This is a genomic window from Streptomyces sp. Root1304, assembly GCF_001426405.1.
Lineage (GTDB): Bacteria > Actinomycetota > Actinomycetes > Streptomycetales > Streptomycetaceae > Streptomyces.
Window position 1 is genome coordinate 779,112 of the sequence record NZ_LMEP01000012.1, and the last position, 22,388, is coordinate 801,499.

Below are 22,388 nucleotides of genomic sequence, written 5' to 3' on the forward strand. Positions count from 1 at the left end.
ACGGCCCGGGCAACCGAATTTGCGGGGGCGTGAGGCCGCCCGCGGGGCCCGCCGCTCCTACCAGCGCGCCGGAGGCGGCGCCGTCAGCCGGTCCGCCAGGGCCGAGAGGCGGTCCCGGAAGCGGCGCTCGCCCCGCGGGGACGGCAGGCTGTTCTCGCCCGCCGCCGCGCTCACCAGGTGCTGCACCGTGTCCAGGTCCACCTCCGCCCCCTCCGCCACCGTCAGCGTCTCGTGCGCGAGACCCCGCACCTCCGCGTCACCCCCGTCGAGCGAGAGCACCGTCGCCCCCGCCCGCCGGGCGTCGTGCACCCGCTGGAGCAGCCCCGCGTCCGGCCGCTCCGGCGCCACCATCAGCAGCGTCGCCCCGCGCCCCGCCGCCTCCAGCCGCCCCAGGCCGACCCCCAGGTGCGCCGGGGCACCCGGCCGCACCCGGTGCCGCACCAGCGTCGGCGCCAGCTCCGGCAGCCCCGACCAGGCGGACTCGTCCACCAGGTGCGCCGCCAGGTGCCAGGGCTCGTACTCCTCCGTGCCGACCAGCAGCAGCCCGCCCCGGTGCGGGACGACCGAGGACCGGAGCGCGCCCGCGAACCTGCGGGCCGCCCCCGGCCACTCCGTCCCGGCGAGCACTTCCCGCAGCAACGCGACCCGTACGGCATCCATGGGCCCGCATTCTGCACCGCTCCGGGGCCCGCGCGAGGGCGGTCGCGAGGGTTCCACCCGTACGGGGCTCCCGGCACCCCGACCGGTCGGTAATGTCGGGGCCATGACTTCCTCCAGCGCACCCCAGGACCCCGCCGCCGCGCCCAAGGCCGCCCCCAAGGACCCGTGGGACCTCCCCGACGTCTCCGGGCTCGTCGTCGGCGTCCTCGGCGGCACCGGCGACCAGGGCCGCGGCCTCGCCTACCGGCTCGCCAAGGCCGGCCAGCAGGTGATCATCGGCTCCCGCTCCGCCGACCGCGCCGAGGACGTGGCCGCGGAGATCGGCCACGGCGTCGAGGGCGCCGACAATGCCGAGACCGCCCGCCGCAGCGACGTCGTGATCGTCGCCGTGCCCTGGGAGGGGCACGCCAAGACCCTGGAGTCCCTGCGCGAGGAACTCACGGGCAAGCTGGTCGTCGACTGCGTCAACCCGCTCGGCTTCGACAAGAAGGGCGCCTACGCCCTCAAGCCCGAGGAGGGCTCCGCCGCCGAGCAGGCCGCCGCACTCCTCCCCGGCTCGCGGGTCGCCGCCGCCTTCCACCACCTCTCCGCCGTCCTCCTCAAGGACACCTCCGTCGAGGAGATCGACACCGACGTGATGGTCCTCGGCGAGGAGCGCGCCGACGTCGAGATCGTCCAGGCCCTCGCCGGCCGCATCGCCGGCATGCGCGGCGTCTTCGCCGGCCGGCTGCGCAACGCCCACCAGGTCGAGTCGCTCGTCGCCAACCTGATCTCGGTGAACCGCCGCTACAAGGCCCACGCCGGGCTCCGCGTCACCGACATCTGAGCCGGCCCCGAGCCGGTCCCTCCGGGGCGGAGCGCATGGGGGACACTGGACGGGCACAGCAGCCGTACCCGGACAGGAGCCGACCCCCATGCCCCGCCTCGCCCTCTACGCCCTCGTGGTCTGCGCCCTGGCCGTCACCGCGGCCGTCGTCTCCTTCGTCGAGGGCAGCTTCCTCGGCGTCGTCTGGATCCTGCTCGCCGGCCTCTCCTCGAACATGGCCTGGTACTACGTCCGCCGCGCCAGGATGGAGAAGGCCGCCGCCGCGGAGGGCTAGACACCGCGGAGGACCAGACACCGCGGAGGACCGCACGGCCTCAGACCTTGCAGAACTCCGGCGTCTCCTGCCAGAACCGGAACAGCTGCGAGCCGCAGTAGCGGCTCGCCTCCGGCACCCCGAGCGACCGCAGCAGCGCGTCGATCGCGTCGAAGAAGGCCGCGTTGAGCGCGGGCACGAACAGCAGCGCGATCACGATGAAGAAGCCGTACGGCGCGTACGGCTCGATCTGCCGCTTCACCTTGTACGACAGCCAGGGCTCCACCACCCCGTAGCCGTCGAGGCCCGGCACCGGCAGGAAGTTCAGCAGCGCCGCCGTCACCTGGAGGAACGCCAGGAACGCCAGCGCGAACCGGAACATCAGGGGCACGCCGTCGAGCGCGCCCAGCCAGAACGGCGCCGTGCAGACCAGCGCGAACAGCGCGTTCGTCAGCGGGCCCGCCGCCGAGATCAGGCTGTGCTTCCAGCGGCCCTTGATCCGGTTCTGGTCGATGAAGACCGCGCCGCCCGGCAGCCCGATCCCGCCCATGATCACGAAGAGCACCGGCAGCACGATGCTCAGCAGCGCGTGGGTGTACGCGAGCGGGTTCAGCGTCAGATAGCCCTTCGCGCCCACCGTGATGTCCCCGCCGTGCAGGGCCGTCCGGGCGTGCGCGTACTCGTGGAGACAGAGCGACACCACCCACGCCGAGGTCACGAAGAGGAAGACCGCGAGGCCGGGCAGGGCGGCGAAGTCCGTCCACACCGCCCAGCCGGTGACGGCCATGACGGCGAGGATCGCCAGGAAGACGGGACTGATCCGCCGTTCGTGGTGCCGGGTGGTGGCCGTGGTCATCGCGGAAGCTCCCAGGGGACGAAGGCGGGACGGAGGCGGTACGGAGACGGGGTCGTGCGCTGCCTGACGTGCGGGAAACGTACCGGGTGACGGGGCGAGTTCCGGAGCCGGGGACCTTCTCACGGAGAATGGGCCCGTGCGCTACTCCGTCCTCGGCCCGACCCTCGCCCGCACCCCCGAAGGCACCGACGTGTCCGTCGGCGGCCCGCGGGTCCGTGCGCTGCTCACCGTCCTCGCCCTGAGGGCGGGCCGGACCGTGCCCGTGCCCGACCTCGTCGACGAGGTCTGGCACGGCGACGAGCCGCCCGCCGACGCCGTCGCCGCGCTCCAGGCCCTCGTCGGACGGCTCCGCAAGGCCCTCGGACGCGACCGGATCGTCTCCGCCGAGGGCGGCTACCGGCTCGAAGCCCGGCCCGAGGACGTCGACGCCCGCCGCTTCGAGCACCTCGCCGTCGAAGGAGTCGCCGCGCTCGCCGCCGGCGACCCGGCCGGAGCCGCCGCCCTCCTCGACGAGGCCCTGGGCCTGTGGCGCGGGCCCGCCCTCGCCGACCTGCCCGACCGGGACGCGGAGGCCGCCCGCTGGGAGGCCCGCCGCCTCGACGCCCGGCGCGCCCGGCTCGGCGCGGCCCTCGCCCTCGGCGAGGCGCACGCCGCGCTCCCCGAGCTGACCTCCCTCTGCGCCGCCCACCCGCTGGACGAGCCCCTCCAGGCCCTGCGGATCCGGGCCCTGCGGGACACCGGGCGCGCGGCCGAGGCGCTCGCGGCGTACGACGTGGTCCGCCGCGCCCTCGCCACCCGCCTCGGCACCGACCCGTCCCCGGCCCTGCGCGCCCTCCACGCCGAACTCCTGGCCGCGCCCGCCGCCCCGCCCGAGCCCCCGACCACGGCCCCGCCCGCCGCCGCCGCTCCTCCGGCGGCGCGCCCGCCGGCCCGCGGCAACCTCCGGGCCCGGCTCACCAGCTTCGTCGGCCGCGACGAGGAGATCGCCCTGGTCCGCGAGGACCTGCGCCGCGCCCGGCTCGTGACGCTCCTCGGACCCGGCGGGGCCGGGAAGACCCGGCTGTCGCAGGAGGCGGCCGAGCGGGGCGCCGAGGACTGGACGGACGGCGTCTGGGTCGCGGAACTCGCGCCCGTACGGGACCCGGAGGCCGTCGCCGAAGTGGTCCTGGCCGCGGTCGGCGCCCGCGAGACCGTGCTGCGCGGCGCCGGAGCCGAGGAGCTGCGCGGCGGGGGCGACCCCGTCGCCCGGCTCGTCGAGCACTGCTCCGGGCGGCGGATGCTCCTCCTCCTCGACAACTGCGAACACCTCGTCGGCGCCGCCGCCGAACTGGCCGAGATGCTGCTCGCGCGCTGCCCGGAGCTGCGGGTCCTCGCGACGAGCCGGGAGCCGCTGGGCGTCCCCGGGGAGGCGGTCCGGCCCCTCGGCCCGCTGCCGACCGGGATGGCGCTGCGGCTGCTCGGTGAGCGGGGGGCGGCGGTCCGCCCGGGGTTCGTGGTCGAGGACGACCCGGTCGCCGCGGGCGAGGTCGTACGCCGCCTGGACGGCCTGCCGCTGGCCATCGAACTGGCGGCGGCGCGGCTGCGGATGCTGACCCTGCGCCAGATCGCGGACCGGCTCGACGACCGGTTCCGGCTGCTGACCTCGGGGGCGCGCACGGTGCTGCCCCGGCAGCAGACGCTGCGGGCGGTCGTGGACTGGTCGTGGGAGCTCCTCGACGAGGCCGAACGGTCCCTCCTGCGCCGCCTGGCGGTCTTCACCGGCGGCTGCGGCCTGGAGGCGGCGGAGGCGGTCTGCGCGGGGCGGGGGGACGCGGACGAGGAGCGCTCCGGCGGGCCCGCCGTGCTCGACCTGCTCGGTGCCCTTGTCGACAAGTCGCTCGTGGTCGCCGCTCCCGGCGACACCGGCATGCGGTTCCGTCTCCTCGAGACCGTCGCCGAGTACGCCGGGGAACGGCTCGACGAGGCGGGGGAGCGGGCCGCCGTAGAGCGCCGGCACCTCACGTACTACCGCGAACTCGCCCGCCGTTCCGACCCCGAGCTGCGCGGCTCCCGGCAGGTCGAGGCCATGGCCCGGTTCGGCGTCGAGTACGGGAACATCCGCTCCGCGATGCGCCGCGCCGTCGACGCCCGCGACGAGGACGAGGCGCTCGTCCTCGTCCACTCGCTGCTCTGGTACTGGCAGATGCGCGACCTGCGCGCCGACGCCCTCCACTGGGCCGAGTCCGTCGCCGCGCTCGGCCCCGACCCCTTCGGGACGCCCGCCGCCCCCGTCGTACCGCTGCACGAGCCGTGCACCGTCTCGCCGCTGCCGCTCTCCGAGGAGCAGCGCTGGGAGGCCCGGCGCGGGGTGCGGCTCATCGAGCTGCTCAACATGGACTACGACACCGGCCGCTGGACCAGCCCCGCCGGGGTCGAGCGGCTGCGGCGGATCAACGAGATCTACCCGCCGGGGCTCCCGCAGACCTGCCGGCTGCCCGGCTCCTTCACGGTCTTCGCCGTCCTCCTCATCGGCGAACCGGGCCGCATGGGCCAGGCCCTGGAGGATCACGTCACCGCCTGCCGCCGCCACGGCAGCGAGTGGGAGCTCGCCAACGCCCTCCAGCTGCGCGCCAACATGCTCGCCAACCGGGCCGACCTGGCCGAGCGGGCGAGCGCCGACGCCGAGGAGAGCCTGGAGATCTTCGTCCGCCTCGGGGACGCCTGGGGCGCGGCCGAGGCGCTGTCCTCGCGCGCCGAGGCCCGCGAGCGGCGGCTCGAGTTCGAGGGCGCCGCGCAGGACTTCGCCGACGCCATCGCGTACGCGGAACGGATCGGCGCCCAGTCGCAGATGGCCCTGCTGCGGGCCCGTTACGCCGACATGCTGATCGAGACCGGTCGCGCCGCCGAGGCGGAACTCATCCTGCGGGCGGTGGTGGAGGGGGAGCACGGCCGGGGCCACGAACCGATGCTGGCCGGGCGGATCTTCCTGGCGCTGCTGCTCGGCCGGACCGGCCGGACGGCCGAGGCGCGGGTGCATCTGGAGCGGCTGCTCGACGAGTTCAGCTCGCAGAAGCTGTTCAGCTCGGAGACCTTCTCCATCTTCGAGGGCTTCGCGCTGGGCAGCCTCGGCTGGGTGGAGAACCTGGACGGACGGCACGCGTCGGCGCTCGTGCTGTCCCGGCGGGCGTTCGACCGTTCCCTCGGCGGACTGTCGCTGATGGTCGCGCCGCAGATGCCGTCGATCCACCTGGTCATGGCCGCCTGGGCGCTCGCCGGGCTCGGCGGTCCCTCGGCCCGTACCGCCGGGGTCCTGCTCGGCGCGTACGAGGGGCTGACGCCGCCCGGGCACCTGTCTCCGCCCCTGGAGCGGGAGAACCGGGAGCGGGCGACGGAACTGTGCCGGTCCGCCCTCGGGGACGGGGAGTTCGAGGCCGCGTACGCCGAGGGCGGCGGCCTCTCCCTCGGGGAGGCCGCCGCCCTGCTCGGTCGCGCCGCCGACGCGATCAGTGAGCGCGCCGAGTCATGATCCCCCGGTCGGGACTCAGGTCTTCTTGCGGAACTTGGCGACCGCGAGCGGTGCCGTCACGACGGTGATCAGCGCCGCCCAGCCGAGGACCATCCACACCGAGTGGGCGACCGGGCCGCCGTTGATCAGGTTGCGGGCGGCGTCGGCGAGGTTGGACAGCGGGTTGTAGTCGGTGAAGGTCTCCAGCCAGCCGGGCATCGAGGTCGGCGGGGCGAAGATCGACGAGCCGAACTGGAGCGGCATCAGGACGAGCATGGCCATGCCCTGGACGGCCTGGGCGGTCTTCAGGGTGAGGCCGAGCAGGATGAAGATCCACATCAGCGACGCTCCGAAGACCATCGACAGGCCGATCGCGGCGAAGAGGTGCAGGACCGAGGTGTGGATCGTCAGACCGAGCAGGAAGCCCATGCCGAGCAGGATCGCGGTGGCGATGAGCATGCGGCCCACCTCGACGACGATCTTCGCGATGAGGACGGAGGACCGGGCGATCGGCATCGTCCGGAACCGGTCCATGACCCCCTTCTTGAAGTCGTCGTTGATGCCGACTCCCACGGCCATCGCGATGTTCATGCCCATCATCGCCATCAGGCCGGGCGTCACGTAGTTGACGTAGACCTCGTTGTTGCCCTTGCCGGCGATGGCGCCGCCGAAGACGTACACGAACAGCAGGATGAAGATGATCGGCATCAGGACGGCGTCGAACATCGACTCCGGGTCCTGCTTGATCTGCAGGGCGTTGCGGCGGGCCAGGGCGCCGATGTGGCGCAGGTTGCCGCGCAGGCCGATCCGGCCCTCGGCGACGGGTACGCGCCGTGCTGCCGCCGGACTCGGTGTGCCGACGGGGGACTTGGTGACCGTGGTCGTGCTCATGCGGCGACCTCCTCGTGGGTCTCGACGGAATCGGCGGTCTTCTCGCCGGTGATGGCGAGGAACACCTCGTCCAGGCTGGGCAGATGGGTGCCGATGTGGGCGATGCCGAAACCGCGCGCGCCGAGCAGGCCCACGACGGCCGTCAGCTGCTCGTCGGTGAGGATCGGCACGTACAGCGCGCCCTCGTCGGCCACGACCGTCGCGCCGGCGATCCCGTCGAGCCCGGTCTCGCGGAGCGCGGCGGCCATCTCCGGCAGCCGGTCCGGGTCCACCGGGCGGACCTTCAGGGTCCGGCCGCCGACCTTGGCCTTCAGCTCGTCCACGCCGCCCCGGGCGATGACCTTGCCCCGGTCGATGACGGTCAGCTCGCTCGCGAGCTGCTCCGCCTCCTCCATGTACTGGGTGGTGAGGAGGACGGTGACGCCCTCGGAGACCATCCGCTGGACCTCGTCCCACACCTCGTTGCGGGTGCGGGGGTCGAGGCCGGTGGTCGGCTCGTCCAGGTAGAGGACGGCCGGCTGTCCGATCATCGAGGCGGCGAGGTCGAGGCGCCGCCGCATGCCGCCGGAGTAGTTCATCGCGGGCCGCTTGGCGGCCTCGGTGAGGGAGAAGCGCTCCAGCATCTCGTCCGCGCGGCGGCGGGCGTCGGCCCGGGAGAGGTCGAGCAGCCGCCCGATCATGTACAGGTTCTCCCAGCCGGACAGCTTCTCGTCGACCGAGGCGTACTGACCGGTGAGCCCTATGGTGCGGCGCAGCTGGCGGGGGTGCTTCACCACGTCGTAGCCGGCGACGGTGGCGTGCCCGGAGTCCGGGACGAGGAGGGTGGACAGGCAGCGGACGAGGGTGGTCTTCCCGGCGCCGTTCGGGCCGAGCACGCCGAGGACGGTGCCCTCCCGCACGTCCAGGTCGACCCCGTCGAGGGCCCTGGTGGCGCCGAAGTGCTTCACGAGGCCCCGGACCTCGATGGCGTTGGTGTGTGATCGCGTCATGTCCACCACTAGACCAGCCGCCACCGACAATCCCCCGACAGACGGCCGACAGCCCCGCCGACACCGGTCGGCGGGGCTGTCGGTTCACACGTAGGTACGGGGATCCCGCACCTCAGGACCCGGTGGGCCTCAGTGGAAGGTGTGCTCCTCGGCGGGGAACGCCCCGCCGCTGACGTCCTCCGCGAAGGCGCGCGCGGCGTCGCCGAGCGTCTCGCGGAGGTTGGCGTACTGCTTGGTGAAGCGCGGGACCTTGCCCCCGGTCAGACCGGCCATGTCGGTCCAGACGAGGACCTGGGCGTCGGTGCCGGCGCCCGCGCCGATGCCGATGGTCGGGATGTGCAGGGAGCGGGTGACCTCGGCGGCCAGCTCGGCCGGCACCAGCTCCAGGACGACCGCGAACGCGCCCGCGTCCTGCGCCGCCTTGGCGTCGCGGAGCAGCTTGTGCGCGGCCTCGTCGGAGCGGCCCTGCACCCGGTAGCCCATGGTGTTCACGGACTGCGGGGTGAGGCCCAGGTGGGACATGACGGGGATGCCGGCCTGGACGAGCAGCTCGGTCTGCGGCAGCGAGCGCTCGCCGCCCTCCAGCTTGATCGCGCCGACACCGGCGTCCTTCACGAGCCGGGTGGCGTTGCGCAGGGCCTGTACGGGCCCTTCCTGGTACGAACCGAAGGGCAGGTCGCCGACGACGAGGGCGCGCCTGGTGCCCCGGACGACGGCGGCGGACAGGAAGGTCATCTCGTCCATCGTGACGGGCACGGTGGTCTCGTAGCCGAGGTGACAGTTGCCCATGGAGTCACCGACGAGGATCACCGGGATGCCGGCCTCGTCGAAGACCGAGGCGGTCATGGCGTCGTAGGCGGTGAGCATGGGCCACTTCTCGCCGCGGGTCTTGGCGGCGGCGATGTCGTGGACGGTGAGACGGCGCGTGCCCTTGCCGCCGTACAGCGCCTTGCTGCTGTCGGCGGGCGGATTCTGGGCAGCCTGAAGCGTCATGGTGCACGGCTCCTTGTGTCATCTCGAGGCGCCCTGACGGCGTCCCCGGACCACATCCATGGTGGCACTTCGCCGGGCGGACGGGGAAGTGGGCCGGAGTGGTGCTGTTCACACGGGCGTGTCACACGGGCGCGTCACACGGGCGCGTCCCGCGGGCGCGGCACGTGCGCGTCCTGCGCGGGCGTCACCTGCGGGCGTCCCGCGCCCGCGTCCCGCGCGGCCGCTTCGTAAAGCCTCCGTCATCTTTTTCGATACGAGACGGTCTCGTATCGAAATACCTCTAGGGTGGTGCTCATGTCACAGCCGTCCACCGCACCCACCGCGCCCGCCGGGCCCCGCATACCCGAGGCCGTCCACCGGCGCCGCTGGGCCGTCCTCGGCGTCCTGATGCTCAGCCTGCTGATCGTCGTCCTCGACAACTCGATCCTGAACGTCGCCGTCAAGACCATCGCCGCCCCCGCCCCCACCGGCATCGGCGCCACCCAGAGCGAGCTGGAGTGGTCGATCAACTCCTACACGCTCGTCTTCGCCGGCCTCCTCTTCACCTCCGGCCTCCTCGGCGACCGCCTCGGCCGCAAGAAGGTGCTGCTCTTCGGCATCACCGTCTTCGGCATCGGCTCCGCCCTCGCCGCGATGTCCGGCTCCCCGGGCGAGCTCATCGCCTTCCGGGCCCTCATGGGCCTCGGCGCCGCCTTCGTCATGCCCGCCACCCTCGCCGTCCTCATGAACGTCTTCGAGCGCGACGAGCAGCCCAAGGCCATCGGCATCTGGGCCGGCAGCGTCGGCCTCGCCATCGCGATCGGCCCGATCACCGGCGGCATCCTGCTCGAACACTTCTGGTGGGGCTCGATCTTCCTGATCAACGTGCCCGTCGTGCTCCTCGCCCTCGCGCTGATGGTGTGGCTCGTCCCCGACTCCCGGGACCCCGCGCCGGGCCGCATCGACGTACCCGGTGTGCTGCTCTCCGTCCTCGGCCTGGTCCTCCTCGTGTACGGGATCATCCGCGGCGGCGAACTGGCGAGCTTCACCGACCCCACCGTCCTCGCCCCGGTCCTCGGCGGCCTCGCGGTCCTCGTCGTCTTCGTCCTCCACGAGCGGCGCAGCGACCACCCCGCGATCGACATGTCGTACTTCAAGCGGCCCGCGTTCTCCGCCGCCGTGGCCGCCATCGCGCTGGTCTTCTTCGCGCTCATGGGCGTGACCTTCTTCTCCGCCTTCTACCTGCAGAGCGTCCGCGGCTACAGCGCGCTCCAGTCCGGCCTGCTGATCCTGCCGCTGGCCGTCGCGCAGATGGTCTTCGCGCCGCGGGCGCGGCTCGTCGTCGAGCGCTTCGGCGCCCGCGCCGTCTGCACCGTCGGCATGCTGCTCGTCGCCCTCGGCCTCGCCGCCTTCGCCTTCTTCGACGCCGGCACCCCGGTCTGGGTCATGGAGGTCGTCTTCTTCCTCCAGGGCGCGGGCATGGCGCACATCATGCCGCCGGTGACCGTCGCGATCATGCAGGCGCTGCCCCGTGAGAAGGCGGGCTCCGGCTCCGCGATCAACAACACCTTCCGGCAGGTCGGTGGCGCGCTCGGCGTGGCCGTCCTCGGCTCGGTGCTCTCCTCCACCTACCGGGGGGAGATCGAGGGGCACCTCGGCGGTGTGCCGGCCGCCCTGCGCGACACGGCGGGCGAGTCCGTCGAGGCGACGCTCGCGGTCGCCGAGAAGCTCGGCCCGGCGGGCCGGGACCTGGTGACCCCCGCGTACGACGCCTTCCTGAGCGCCATGCACGTCACGGCGCTCGCCTCCGCCGTGATCGGCGTCGTCGGCGCGGTCGTGGTCGCGCTCTTCCTTCCCGGCCGCGCCCCGGCGGCCGCCGCACCGGCCGGTCCCGGTCCGGACGGCGAGGCCCGGCGGGGCTCGGTGCCCACGCCCGGCGCCGAGGCGGGAGAATCGGCCCGACGGTAGTCATCCGAACGAGAGGTGGAGCGCACGTGTCGCGGCAGGACGGCGGGACCCCCCAACCCCACGGTGCCGGACACCCGATGCCCGTACCGTGCGGAGCCGCGACGCCGGCGCCGGCGCCGGGGCCGGGGGCGACCGCCCCCGCCCCGGGCGCCCGGCGGGGGCGGCCGCGCAGCGAAGGGGTCGAGCGGGCCGTCTTCGACGCGGTCGTCGGGCTCCTCGACGAGGGCGCTCCGCTCGCCGAGCTGTCCATCGAGCGGATCGCCCGCACCGCCGGGGTCGGCAAGGCCACCATCTACCGGCGCTGGGCCGGCAAGGAGGAGCTCTTCATCGACCTGATCCGCTCGGTGGAGCCCCCGGACCCGGTCCTGCCCGGCACCTCGCTCCGGGACGACCTCGTCGCCCTCCTGGAGTCCATGCGCGAACGCGGCCTCGCCAAGCGGAACTCCGCGCTGGTCCACAACGTGTTCGCGCAGATGCAGCTGTACCCGACGCTCTGGGACGCGTACCACCTCACCGTCATCGAACCGCGCCGCCGCCTCGGCCTGGACACCGTGCGCCGCGGCATGGAACGGGGCGAGATCCGCGCCGACCTCGACGTCGAGCTCGTCAACGACCTCTTCACCGGCCCGCTGCTGCTGCGCACCGTGATCCGCCCCGGCGCGCCCCTGGAGCCCGGCCTCGCCGAGCGGGTCGTCGACACGGTCCTGGAAGGCCTGCGCCCGCGCGACTGACCGCGCGCCCGCCCGACGGCGTCCGGTCGGCGTGATCCGCCCGGTCCGCCCGCCCCGCCCGGTCGGCCCCGGCCCGCCCGGTCGGCCCGCCCCGCGTGGCCGATACCGCCCCGCCCGGTCCGCCCGCCCCGCGTGGCCGATACCGCCCGTCGACGGCACGGACCCGTACGAATGTGCGCGTTCTGTCACAGCCCTCCCGTACGTGCCACCTGCAGGAACCCGCCACGCGGCCGTGTCGTCCCTGGGGGAGTACGAGTGACCCGTCATCGCCTAGTGTCGACGTCGGGTCACGGAGCAACACGGCACGGCAAGACGGCAAGACGGCAAGACAGCACGGCGGCAAGGCAGTGAGGACAGTGCGATGGCGCGGGTGGACATGACGGAGACCGAGCACGGCGGCACCGGGAGCGAGCCTCCCGCCTCCCGCCTCCGGACCGCCCTCGGCCGGCTCCGCGGCGACCGCGGGATCTGGCGCCGCGGCATCCTGATCGCCGCCTGCGCGGTGGCCCTCACCCTGCTGATGGTCTTCCACTCCGACATCCCCAACCGGATCGGCAACCTGGGCAGCCTGACCGAGACCTTCCTGCCCTGGCTGGGCCTCTTCGTCCCCCTGCTGCTCGTCCTCGCCCTGGTCCGCCGCTCCGCCACCGCCCTGATCGCCCTGCTGCTCCCGGCCGTGGTCTGGCTGAACCTCTTCGGCGGACTCGTCGCCGACAAGTCCGCCGGCGGCGGTGACCTGACGGTCGCCACCCACAACGTGAACGCCGACAACCCGGACCCCGCGGGCACCGCCCGGAAGCTCGCCGCGTCCGGCGCCGACGTCCTCGCCCTGGAGGAACTCAAGGGCGACCTGGTCCCGGCGTACGAGAAGGGCCTGGCGAAGGAGTACCCGCACCACTCCGTCCAGGGCACCGTCGGACTCTGGAGCAAGCTGCCCCTGCGCGCCGCGCAGCCCGTCGACATCCGGATGGGCTGGACCCGCGCGATGCGGGCCACCGTCGTCACCCCGAAGGGCGACATCGCGGTGTACGTCGCCCACCTGCCGTCGGTACGGGTCAAGCTGAACGCCGGCTTCACCGCCAACCAGCGCGACAGCAGCGCCAACGCCCTCGGTGAGGCCATCGCCCACGACCCGAACGAGCGGATCGTGCTCCTCGGCGACCTCAACGGCACCATGAACGACCGCGCCCTGCGCGCCGTCACCTCGCAGCTCCGCTCCACCCAGGGCGCGGCGGGCGACGGCTTCGGCTTCAGCTGGCCGGCCTCGTTCCCGATGGCCCGCATCGACCAGATCATGGTCAAGGGCGTCGAACCGATGTCGTCCTGGGCGCTGCCGGCGACGGGGAGCGACCACCTCCCGGTCGCCGCCCGCGTCCGCCTCTGAGGCGAAACCTGCCCTTCATCCCCCGGAAGCCGACGGGAACAACGCACCTGAGAGTCTTTGTTCCGTCGAAGAACTAACTTCCGGAAAGGCTCTCCCCCCATGCCCCTGGCGTTGCTCGCCCTGGCCGTCTCCGCCTTCGGCATCGGCACCGCCGAATTCGTGATGATGGGCCTGCTTCCGCAGGTCGCCGACGACCTCGGCACCTCCGTCCCCACCGCCGGGTACCTCGTCTCGGCGTACGCGATCGGCGTCGTCGTCGGCGCCCCGCTGCTCACCGCGCTCGGCTCCCGCATCCCCCGCAAGCGGATGCTGCTCCTGCTGATGGTCCTCTTCACGGTCGGCAACCTCGCCTCCGCGCTGGCCCCCGGCTTCGGCTGGCTGATCGCGGGGCGGGTCCTCGCCGGACTCCCGCACGGCGCGTTCTTCGGCCTCGGCGCGGTCGTCGCCGCCCGGCTGGTCCGCGAGGACCGGCAGGCGCGGGCGGTGGCCACGATGTTCCTCGGCCTCACCGTCGCCAACATCCTCGGCGTCCCGGCCGCGACCCTGCTCGGCCAGCACCTCGGCTGGCGGGCCACCTTCCTCGTCGTCTCCGTCATCGGCCTGCTCGCCGTGGCCGCGCTCGCCCGCCTCGTGCCGCACGTCCCCGTCGACGAGCGGCAGGGCCTGGGCCGCGAGATCCGCGCCCTCGGCCGCCCGCAGGTCCTCCTCGGCCTGCTCACCGCCGTGTTCGGCTTCGCGGGCGTCTTCGCCGTCTACTCGTACCTGGCCTCGATGACCACCGAGGTGATGGGCTTCGGCGACTCCACCGTCACCGTCGTCCTGGCGCTCTTCGGCGTCGGCATGACCGGCGGGGCGCTCGCCGCCGGGCCGCTGACCGACCGGGCGCTGCGACCCACCCTGTACGGCTCGCTCGCCGCGCTCGTCCTCGCCCTGGTCGCCTTCCGCTTCACCGTCCACGTGCCCTGGCTGGCGCTGGTCACGGTCGTGGTGCTCGGCGCGGTCGGCTTCATGACCACCACCCCGCTCCAGATGCTGGTCATGAACAAGGCCAAGGACGCCCCGACCCTCGCCTCCGCCTCCAACCACTCCGCCTTCAACCTGGCCAACGCGGGCGGCGCCTGGGCCGGCGGCGCGGCCGTCGCCGCCGGCTGGGGCTGGACCTCACCGGCCCTCGTCGGCGCGGGCCTCACGGTGATCGGCCTGGCGGTCGCCGCGGTCGCGGGACTGCTCGACCGCGACGGCGGTACGGGCGAGGGGACCTCCCGCGTGGTCGCGGGAAGCCCCCTCAGGACGACGGAACCGGCCGAGGGCCGGACGGCGGAGGCCGAAGCCGGAGCCGGGGTCGGCGGGACGGGCTGAGCCGCCCGGCTTCGGCCCGGCCCGCAGCCGCCGTCAGCCGGACGGTGTCTCCCGCCAGCGGTTCGTGATCGGCAGGCGTCGGTCCTTGCCGAAGCCCTTCGCCGAGATCTTGGTGCCCGGCGGGTACTGGCGCCGCTTGTACTCCGCCGCGTCCACCATCCGCAGCGTCCGCGTCACCAGCTCCTCGTCGAACCCGGCCGCCACGATGGCGTCCTTGCCGAGGTCCCGGTCCACGTACAGGTCGAGGATCGCGTCCAGCACGTCGTAGTCCGGCAGCGAGTCCGTGTCCACCTGCCCCGGGCGCAGTTCCGCGCTCGGCGGCTTGCTGATCGAGCTCTCCGGGATCGGCGGGGTCTGGCCCCGCTCCTCCGCCGCCCGGTTCCGCCAGCGCGCGAGCCGGAACACGGTCGACTTGTAGACGTCCTTGATGGGACCGAACGCGCCGACGGAGTCCCCGTACAGCGTCGAGTACCCCACCGCGAGCTCGGACTTGTTGCCGGGCGCCAGGACGATCTGGCCCTCCTGGTTGGAGATCGCCATCAGCGTCGTCCCGCGCAGCCGCGACTGGAGGTTCTCCTCGGCGAGGCCGGTGAGGCCGAGCGCCCCCATGTACGCGTCGAACATCGGCTCGATCGACACCGTGCGGTAGTGCAGCCCGGTCCGGCGGGCCAGCTCGGCCGCGTCGTCGCGCGAGTGGGCGGAGGAGTACTTGGAGGGCATCGACACCCCGTACACCTGGTCCGCGCCCAGCGCGTCGCAGGCGATGGCGGCGACGAGCGCCGAGTCGATGCCGCCGGACAGTCCGACGAGCACCGAGCGGAAACCGTTCTTCGCGACATAGGCGCGGAGCCCGATCACCAGCGCGGAGTACACCTCCTCGTCGTCGTCGAGCCGGTTCGCCCAGCCGCCCGTCAGCTCCGGCTCGTAGGCGGGAAGCGGCTCCTCCGACAGCACCACGCGGTCGATCCGCAGCCCGTCGTCCACCAGCTGTCCCTGGGCGACCTCGTCGCCGACCTCCGCCGCGGGCAGCTCCAGATCGAGGATCACGCTGCCCTCGACGAACTGCGGCGCCCGCGCGATCACCTCGCCCTCGGCGTCGACGACGATCGAGTCGCCGTCGAAGACCAGCTCGTCCTGACCGCCCGTCGTCGCCAGGTACGCGGTCACGCACCCCGCCTCCCGGGCCCGCCCGCGGACCAGGTCGAGCCGGGTGTCGTCCTTGTTCCGCTCGTACGGCGAGGCGTTGACCGACAGCAGCAGCCCGGCCCGCGCGCTGCGCGCCGCCGGGACCCGGCCGCCGTCCTGCCACAGGTCCTCGCAGATGGCCAGGGCCACGTCGACGCCGTGCACCCGCACGACCGGCAGCGTGTCGCCCGGCACGAAGTAGCGGTACTCGTCGAAGACGCCGTAGTTGGGGAGGTGGTGCTTGGCGAACCGCAGCACCACCTCGCCGCGGTGCAGCACGGCGGCGGCGTTCTCCGGCGAACCGGCCGGCCGGCCGAGCTTCGGCACGTCCCGCTCGGAACGGTCCAGATAGCCGACGACCACCGGCAGTTCCCCGAACCCCTCCTCGGCGAGCCGCCGGGCGAGACCGCGCAGGGCCGCGCGGGACGCCTCCACGAAGGAGGCGCGCAGGGCGAGGTCCTCCACGGGATATCCGGTCAGCGCCATCTCGGGGAACGCGACGAGATGCGCGCCCTGTCCGGCGGCGTGCCGGGTCCAGTGCACGATCGCCTCGGCGTTCCCGGCGATGTCTCCGACGGTCGAGTCGATCTGATTCAGGGCGAGGCGTAGTTGAGGCACCCGCCCAGTGTAATCGTCAGACCGACGCTATGTCCTGGGATCGGCGACGGAAGCGCGTCCGCCCGTCACTGCTTCACCGGGCCGGTCCAGATCACCGAGTCGTACTTCGCGAGCTGCGGCGCCAGTTCCAGCTGCATCTCGCCGTCCGCGCCGGCCGGCAGCGCGAAGACGTATCCGGCCTTGGCCTGCTTGCCGGGAAGGACCTTCCCCCGGAACATCTCGGTCCCCCTGGAGCCGTCGAAGACCGTGCCCGCCGTCGCGCCCTCCGCGTCCCGCGCGCCCGGGAGCGCGGTGGTGACGTCGATGGTCCTGTCGCTGCCGTTGACGATCGTGATCGTCAGGCGGACCGTCGTGTCGCCCTTCTCGTACCCGGCGGCGAACCGGTCCGGCGTGTAGGGCCGGGGCGCGGAGACGGTGACCTTCACCCCGTCGCCGTACGTGTACGTCTCGCCGAACGCCCGTACCGCCGGGGCGGTCTCGGTGGGCTCCGGCGCGGGGGCGGAGCGGGTGCCGCGGGGAGCGGGGGCCGACGACTCGATCTCGAGAACCGAGTCGTTCGTGTCGCTCACCGTGTTCGCCGCGAGGAGGAAGAGAACCAGCCAGGCCGCCGAGACGACGATCGTCACGGCGCCGAGCACGATGCCGGCGACCGCCTGCCCCCGGTCGGTCGCCTCGCCCCGGCCGGCGCGGCCGTGACCGACGATGCCGAGGACGAGCGCCAGGACGCCCATGATCCCGCCGAGCCAGAAGAGGAACGGGACGATCCCGAAGAGCAGCCCCACGATGCCGATGACGAGCGCGCCCACGCCGAGCCCGGAGCGGGCGGGCGGCATGCCGTACGGAGGCATCCCGGGCGGGCCGGGCTGTCCGGGCATCCCGGGGTGTCCGGGCATCCCGGCCGTGGCGTGCTTCCCGAGTCCGTCGGCCGTCCCGAGTCCGTCGCCGGTCCCGGATGCGGCCGAGGTGACCGACGCGGTCGACGGGTCAGACGCGGCCGAGGTGCCCGACGCGGCGGACGCGCCCGACCCGACCGGCGCGTCGGCTTCCCCCGGCTGCGGCGGAGCCCACGGGTTCGGTTCGGGCTTGTCCGTGGGCGTGGTCATGCGGGGTCCTCCGAGCTGTTCCGAAACGTCGACGTTAGACCGGCCGAACAGCCTCTGGCCAGCGGATTCATGGGGAGACGGGGAGTCGACACCCATCCGTGACCGGCACGGCCCCCACCCCGCCGCCACCCCCTCCGCTCGACATGCGGCCCCGCGCCCGCCCGCTGATCATGACCCCATGACGACCACTGACGACCCGGCAGAGTCGGCACGGCCCACCGCGACCGATCCGGCGGCCTCCCATGACGACGGCACCAAGAGGCAGTTCATCTCCTGGCTGACCCTCGCCTTCATGACCACCGCGTCCGTCGCCAGCCTGCGGCCCTCGCCGGCCATGGCCATCTACGGCCTCGCCGCGATCTTCCTCTACCTGCTCCCGGCCCTCGTCTTCCTGCTCCCCACCGCCCTCGTCGGCGCCGAGCTGGCCTCCGGCTGGAACGGCGGCATCTACCGCTGGGTGAGCGAGGCGCTCGGCAAGCCGCTCGGCTTCCTCGCGGTCTGGTGCCAGTTCGCCATGACCATCGCCTACTACCCGAGCCTCCTCGCGTACGTCGCCTCGACCTTCGCGTACGTCATCGACCCGTCCCTCGCCGAGAACGGCCTGTACGTCGCGATCGTCATCATCGTCATCTACTGGTCCGGGGTCCTGATCTCCTCGCGCGGCACGAAGACGATCGCCGGCCTCTCCTCCTTCGGCCTGATCGTCGGCACCCTCATCCCCGGCGTGCTCCTCGTCGTCCTCGGCATGGTCTTCCTCGGCCAGGGCAACCCGTCCGCGCAGCCCATGAGCGCCGACCACTGGCTGCCGCCGTGGACCGGCCTCGCCAGCCTGGTCCTCATCGTCAACAACTTCCTGTCCTACGCGGGCATGGAGATGAACGGCGTCCACGTGTCCTCGCTGCGCGACCCCAAGCGCGAGTACCCCAAGTCGATGTTCCTGGCGACCGGCCTCGTCCTGCTGATCTTCATCCTTCCGGCCCTGGCCATCGCCTGGGTCATGCCCTCGGCGCAGCTCAGCCTCACCGCCGGGCTGATGCAGGCCTTCCAGGCCTTCTTCGACCACTTCTCCATCGGCTGGATGACCAAGGTCGTCGGCATCATGCTGGTCTGCGCCGCCCTCGGCGGCATGCTCACCTGGCTCGCCGGACCCGCCAAGGGCCTGGTGCTGCTCTCCCGTCAGGAGGGCTACCTGCCACCCGCGCTGCAGAAGTTCAACAAGGACGGCGCCCCGCAGAACATCATGATCGCGCAGGGCGTCGTCACCACCCTGATCGGCATCCTCTACGCGTTCAGCGACAACGTCTCCAGCGCGTACTGGATGTTCTCCGTCATCACCGTGCAGATCTACCTGATCGCGTACCTGCTGATGTTCGTGGCCGTCGTCAAGCTCCGCAGGACCCAGCCCGGCGTCGAACGCGGCTTCCGCGTCCCCGCCGTCGAATGGGTCGCCGGCGTCGGCTTCGTCGCCTCGGTCGCGGCGCTCGTCATCGGCTTCGTCCCGCCGGACCAGTTCGGCGACCAGCCGCTCTGGCGCTATCTGCTGATCGTCGGCGGCGGTCTGCTGCTCCTCGGCATCGTCATCCCGGCCGCGCTCCTCAAGTACCGCAAGCCCGGCTGGGTGCACCCGGACCACCGGGAACCTTCCTCCACGACCTAGCGTTCGACCCGGTATGTCCAGGAGTGCCACGCGAACGGCCGCCGTGCTGCTGGCCCTCGGCGCGCTCGCGTACACCGCCTGGGTCCTCGAAGTCCTCGTCCGGACCGGCCTCGACCCGGTCCGGACGTACGTCTCCGAGCTCGCGGCGGCGGACCAGCCGCTCGGCGGCCTCTTCCGGGCGACGGACCTGGCGGCGGGGGCGCTGGTCCTCGCGGGCGCGGTGGCCGGCGCCTGGGGGACCCTCACCGGTCCCTCCCGCCTCTCCCGTCCCTCCCGTGACCCCTGGGAGGCCGTCGGCTGGGTCGCCCTCGCCGTCTTCGGGGCCGCCACCGTCGCCGACTCGCGCCTCCCGCTCAGCTGCGCCCCCACCGTCGACCCCGAGTGCGCGGCGCGCGAGACCGCCGGACTCGTCCCCGCCACCCATACGGCCCATGCCGTCAGTTCGAGCTTCGCCATGACCGGCGCCCTCGTCGCCCTGGTCGCGCTGACCGTCGCCGCCCGCCGCCACGGCCGCCGCCGCGCCCTCGCCCGTACCGGCCCCGCCCTCGTCGTCCTGGAGTTCGCCGCCACCGCCTGGACGCTGGCCGCCGTCGCCGCCTTCGAGGCGGGGAAGGGCATCTGGTCGCTCGGCGCGGGGCAGCGGCTCCAGGTGCTCCTGGTGGCCGTGTGGCTCGCGGTCCTCGCGTACTCCCTGGCGAGGGAGGGGGAGCGGTGACCCCGTTCGTACGGATCGGCGGAGTGGCCCATCACGTGACCGTCGAAGGATCGGGCCCGGTCTGCGTCCTGAGCGCCGGCCTCGGCCTGAGCTGGTTCGACTGGGACCCGGTCGTCCCGCTCCTCGCCCCGCACCGCACGGTCGTCCGCTTCGACCGCCCGGGACACGGCCTCTCCGCGCCCGCCGCCGTCCCGCCCACCGCCACCGGCGAGGGCGACCGGATCGCCGCCGTCCTCGACGCCCTCGGGCACCCCGCCACCGACCCCGTCACCGTCGTCGGGCACTCGATCGCCGGGTTCCACGCCGAGGCCTTCGCCCGGCTCCACTCCGGCCGGACCGCCGCCCTCGTGCTCGTCGACTCCTCGGTGGAGGAGCGCCCCCGCCCCGCCCGTACGACCGCCGTGTCCCGGGCCCTCGGCGCGGTCCTGTGCGCCGCCGGGGTCCCCGCCGCGCTCGGCCCCGCCGTCCGCCGCGCGACCGTACGCCCCGACCCGGCCCCCGCCGCCCTGGTCCGCCGGGTCTACGGCACCTCACGCGTCCTGCGCGGCGCGCTCCTGGAGAACGCCCACTACGGGGCCGTGGCCGCCGGACTCCTCGCCCTGCGCGCCACGCACCCGCTCCCGCCGGGCCTCCCCGTCACGGTCCTCGCCGCCCCCGACGGGTCCGCCCGCTGGGAGCGGCGCCAACGCGCGCTGGCCCGCCGGCTCGGCGCCCGCTACGAGGCGGCCGTGCCGTCGGGCCATCTGGTCATGCTCGACCGCCCGGACGCGGTGGCCCGGGCGGTCCTGCGCACGGCTCAGGAAGCGGCGTAGACGCTCGTACAGAACGCCTTGATCTGCTCGTCCGACAGATGCTGGGCCAGATCGGCCTCGCTGATCATGCCGACGAGCCTCTTGCCCTCGATGACGGGGAGCCGGCGGATCTGGTGGCTCTGCATCTCCTCCAGGACGGCGCCGACGTCCGCGCCCGACTCGACCCAGCGCGGGGTGCCCTTCGCCATCTCGCCACAGGTGACCTTGGCCGGGTCGTGCCCCATGGCCACACAGCCGACCACGATGTCGCGGTCCGTGAGGATGCCGCAGAGACGTTCGTTCTCGTCGGCGATGGGGAGGGCGCCCACGTTCAGATTGCGCATCAGCTGGGCGGCGCGGTCGAGCGTCTCGTGTGCCGGGATCCACTGGGCCCCGGGGTGCATGATGTCCTTCGCCGTGGTCATGAGGTGCGTACCTTTCGTCGAACGCGGTCACACGTACGTCCCCGAGCCCACTCATTGTCGGCGCACGACGAGGCCCCCGCGACCGCAGGGGTCACGGGGGCCGTGAACGTCCGGCGCTCAGCCCGCGTCGAGCGTCAGGTGACGCCGAGCTTCAGCCGGCGTGACGCCTCACGCCGCGCCGCGCTTCTTCAGCATGTCCGCCATCAGCAGGATCTCGGACTGCTGCGCGTCGACCATGCCCTGCGCGAGGTTCCGCTCGATGTCCACCGAGCACTTCTGGACGCAGCCCTCGGCCATGTGGACCCCGCCCTTGTGGTGGGCGGTCATGAGCTGCAGGTACAGGATCTCGGCCTCGCGGCCGCCGGCCTTCCGCAGCTGGTCCAGCTGCGCGTTGGTCGCCATGCCCGGCATCAGGGCCCCGTCGAGGGGACCCGTGTCGCCGGAACCGCCCATGCCCATCCAGGTCATCGGCTCGACGCCGGACTCGGTCTTGGGCAGCCCCCACAGGTCGAGCCAGCCGAGCATCATGCCCCGCTGGTTGGCCTGGGTGTTGGCGATGTCGTACGCCAGCCGGCGCACCTCCTCGTCCTGGGTGCGGTCCCGGACGATGAACGACATCTCGACGGCCTGCTGGTGGTGGACGGACATGTCCCGGGCGAAGCCGGCGTCCGCGGAGAGGGAGGCGGGGGTGCTCGGCGCCTCCTCGCGATCGGCCGAGGCGACGGTGACGGCGCCCCCGGCGAAGAGCAGCGCGAGCGCGACGGCGGTGACCGCCGCCCACTGCGTCCGGTTCGGCCGCCGGGCGGGGGGCGTCGGGAACTCCTCGTCGGCGGCGCTCACTGGTCGAGCCCGCCGGTGCAGGCCGCGCCGGGCTCGGGGGTCTGCGGGCCCTGGACGTACTTCGTGAAGAAGGCGTCGATGCGGGGGTCGCTCGCGTTGTCCACGGTGACCTGCTTGCCCCAGGCGGACAGCATGATCGCCCCGGCCTGGTCGTCCACGGGGCTCATCAGCGTGTACTTGGTCTTGCCGACCTTGTCCTCGAGCTTCTTGACGTCGTCGGCGGAGGCCTTCTTGTTGTACGTCACCCAGACGGCGCCGTGCTCCAGGGAGTGCACCGCGTTCACCTCGGGGAGGGCCTTCTTGTAGACCACGCCGTCGCAGTTCATCCAGACCGGGTTGTGGTCACCGCCGACCGGCGGCTTCATGTCGTACTTCACGGCCGTCTCGACGTGGTTGCGGCCGAGCTTCGCCGCGTCCCAGGACTTCTCGGCCGTGATGGGGGCCTTCGCGGCGGCGTCCTTCTGGTCCTGCTCGTCGGACTTCTTCATCAGCACGAAGCTGCCGAAGCCGACGAGACCCAGGACGACGACGCCCGAGATGCCGATCGTGAGGAAGCGGTTGCGGCGCTCACGGGCCTGCTCGGCGCGGCGCATCTCCTCTATTCGGGCGCGGCGGTCGGCGGTGGCGGAGCGGTTGGCGGCCATGGTGGTGTCGTCCTTCTTCAGGGATGGGGTGGAGTTC

At 73.2% G+C, this 22,388-nt stretch carries 20 protein-coding genes; 10 read left to right on the forward strand and 10 right to left on the reverse strand.

From position 1 onward, the window contains the following. Positions 1-57 precede the first annotated feature (57 nt). Entirely contained in the window at positions 58-660 is a 603-nt protein-coding gene (locus ASD33_RS16405; protein WP_056560171.1) for a hypothetical protein, read from the reverse strand. Between the two features lie 103 nt (positions 661-763). Here ASD33_RS16405 and npdG point away from each other — a divergent pair, with 103 nt between their 5' ends. Both npdG and ASD33_RS16415 read left to right on the forward strand, forming a co-directional pair. After that, positions 764-1,486: an NADPH-dependent F420 reductase gene (gene npdG, locus ASD33_RS16410; RefSeq protein ID WP_056560174.1), complete on the forward strand. Its 723-nt coding sequence runs from the start codon at positions 764-766 to the stop codon at positions 1,484-1,486. A gap of 88 nt (positions 1,487-1,574) precedes the next feature. Continuing rightward, on the forward strand, positions 1,575-1,760 hold the full coding sequence (locus tag ASD33_RS16415) for a hypothetical protein (RefSeq protein WP_056560177.1): 186 nt from the start codon (positions 1,575-1,577) through the stop codon (positions 1,758-1,760). Between the two features lie 40 nt (positions 1,761-1,800). Here ASD33_RS16415 and ASD33_RS16420 read toward each other — a convergent pair whose 3' ends face one another. Further along, positions 1,801-2,595, reverse strand: a complete 795-nt coding sequence (locus ASD33_RS16420) for a site-2 protease family protein (protein ID WP_056560180.1) — start codon at positions 2,593-2,595, stop codon at positions 1,801-1,803. Positions 2,596-2,731: 136 nt separating this feature from the next. On the opposite strand from ASD33_RS16420, the gene ASD33_RS16425 reads away from it, so the two are divergent. Continuing rightward, positions 2,732-6,100: a BTAD domain-containing putative transcriptional regulator gene (locus tag ASD33_RS16425; protein ID WP_056560183.1), complete on the forward strand. Its 3,369-nt coding sequence runs from the start codon at positions 2,732-2,734 to the stop codon at positions 6,098-6,100. 15 nt (positions 6,101-6,115) lie between these two features. Here the strand turns inward: ASD33_RS16425 and ASD33_RS16430 are convergent, their stop codons facing one another. From ASD33_RS16430 to panB, 3 genes are all read right to left on the reverse strand, one after another. Further along, positions 6,116-6,970 carry an ABC transporter permease gene (locus ASD33_RS16430; protein WP_056560185.1) on the reverse strand — a complete coding sequence of 285 codons (855 nt, stop codon included), beginning with the start codon at positions 6,968-6,970 and terminating at the stop codon, positions 6,116-6,118. Beyond that, the gene (locus tag ASD33_RS16435; RefSeq protein ID WP_056561504.1) at positions 6,967-7,959 is read right to left on the reverse strand and encodes an ATP-binding cassette domain-containing protein; all 993 of its coding nucleotides are present in this window, start codon (positions 7,957-7,959) and stop codon (positions 6,967-6,969) included. The genes ASD33_RS16430 and ASD33_RS16435 overlap by 4 nt, the downstream gene beginning before the upstream one ends. A 129-nt stretch (positions 7,960-8,088) precedes the next feature. Further along, a complete protein-coding gene (gene panB, locus ASD33_RS16440; RefSeq protein WP_056560187.1) occupies positions 8,089-8,952 on the reverse strand; it encodes a 3-methyl-2-oxobutanoate hydroxymethyltransferase in 864 nt (287 codons plus the stop codon). 294 nt (positions 8,953-9,246) lie between these two features. Between panB and ASD33_RS16445 the strand changes: the two genes are divergently transcribed. From ASD33_RS16445 to ASD33_RS16460, 4 genes are all read left to right on the forward strand, one after another. Continuing rightward, a complete protein-coding gene (locus ASD33_RS16445; RefSeq protein ID WP_056561506.1) occupies positions 9,247-10,899 on the forward strand; it encodes an MFS transporter in 1,653 nt (550 codons plus the stop codon). 77 nt (positions 10,900-10,976) lie between these two features. Beyond that, entirely contained in the window at positions 10,977-11,630 is a 654-nt protein-coding gene (locus ASD33_RS16450) for a TetR/AcrR family transcriptional regulator (protein ID WP_079044807.1), read from the forward strand. Between the two features lie 361 nt (positions 11,631-11,991). Beyond that, positions 11,992-13,014, forward strand: a complete 1,023-nt coding sequence (locus tag ASD33_RS16455; protein WP_056560196.1) for an endonuclease/exonuclease/phosphatase family protein — start codon at positions 11,992-11,994, stop codon at positions 13,012-13,014. 99 nt (positions 13,015-13,113) lie between these two features. Then, on the forward strand, positions 13,114-14,373 hold the full coding sequence (locus tag ASD33_RS16460) for an MFS transporter (protein ID WP_056560199.1): 1,260 nt from the start codon (positions 13,114-13,116) through the stop codon (positions 14,371-14,373). A gap of 33 nt (positions 14,374-14,406) precedes the next feature. Here ASD33_RS16460 and ASD33_RS16465 read toward each other — a convergent pair whose 3' ends face one another. Then, positions 14,407-16,176, reverse strand: coding sequence for an NAD+ synthase (locus tag ASD33_RS16465; protein WP_056560202.1), 1,770 nt, complete (start codon positions 16,174-16,176; stop codon positions 14,407-14,409). Between the two features lie 65 nt (positions 16,177-16,241). After that, positions 16,242-17,279 carry a DUF4190 domain-containing protein gene (locus ASD33_RS16470; RefSeq protein WP_056560205.1) on the reverse strand — a complete coding sequence of 346 codons (1,038 nt, stop codon included), beginning with the start codon at positions 17,277-17,279 and terminating at the stop codon, positions 16,242-16,244. A gap of 178 nt (positions 17,280-17,457) precedes the next feature. On the opposite strand from ASD33_RS16470, the gene ASD33_RS16475 reads away from it, so the two are divergent. From ASD33_RS16475 to ASD33_RS16485, 3 genes are read left to right on the forward strand one after another with little or no spacing between them, the layout of a single operon-like run. Further along, positions 17,458-18,936 carry an APC family permease gene (locus ASD33_RS16475; RefSeq protein WP_056560208.1) on the forward strand — a complete coding sequence of 493 codons (1,479 nt, stop codon included), beginning with the start codon at positions 17,458-17,460 and terminating at the stop codon, positions 18,934-18,936. Positions 18,937-18,949: 13 nt separating this feature from the next. Then, on the forward strand, positions 18,950-19,651 hold the full coding sequence (locus tag ASD33_RS16480) for a DUF998 domain-containing protein (protein WP_056560209.1): 702 nt from the start codon (positions 18,950-18,952) through the stop codon (positions 19,649-19,651). Continuing rightward, positions 19,648-20,463, forward strand: a complete 816-nt coding sequence (locus ASD33_RS16485) for an alpha/beta fold hydrolase (protein WP_056560210.1) — start codon at positions 19,648-19,650, stop codon at positions 20,461-20,463. Before ASD33_RS16480 ends, ASD33_RS16485 begins: the two co-directional genes overlap by 4 nt. On the opposite strand, the gene ASD33_RS16490 is transcribed toward ASD33_RS16485, so the two are convergent. From ASD33_RS16490 to ASD33_RS16500, 3 genes are all read right to left on the reverse strand, one after another. Further along, positions 20,448-20,867, reverse strand: a complete 420-nt coding sequence (locus ASD33_RS16490; RefSeq protein ID WP_056560211.1) for a CBS domain-containing protein — start codon at positions 20,865-20,867, stop codon at positions 20,448-20,450. The genes ASD33_RS16485 and ASD33_RS16490 overlap by 16 nt on opposite strands. A 168-nt stretch (positions 20,868-21,035) precedes the next feature. Continuing rightward, a complete protein-coding gene (locus ASD33_RS16495) occupies positions 21,036-21,707 on the reverse strand; it encodes a DUF305 domain-containing protein (RefSeq protein ID WP_079044808.1) in 672 nt (223 codons plus the stop codon). Next, on the reverse strand, positions 21,704-22,351 hold the full coding sequence (locus ASD33_RS16500) for a DUF3105 domain-containing protein (RefSeq protein WP_056560212.1): 648 nt from the start codon (positions 22,349-22,351) through the stop codon (positions 21,704-21,706). The genes ASD33_RS16495 and ASD33_RS16500 overlap by 4 nt, the downstream gene beginning before the upstream one ends. Between the last annotated feature and the right edge of the window lie 37 nt (positions 22,352-22,388).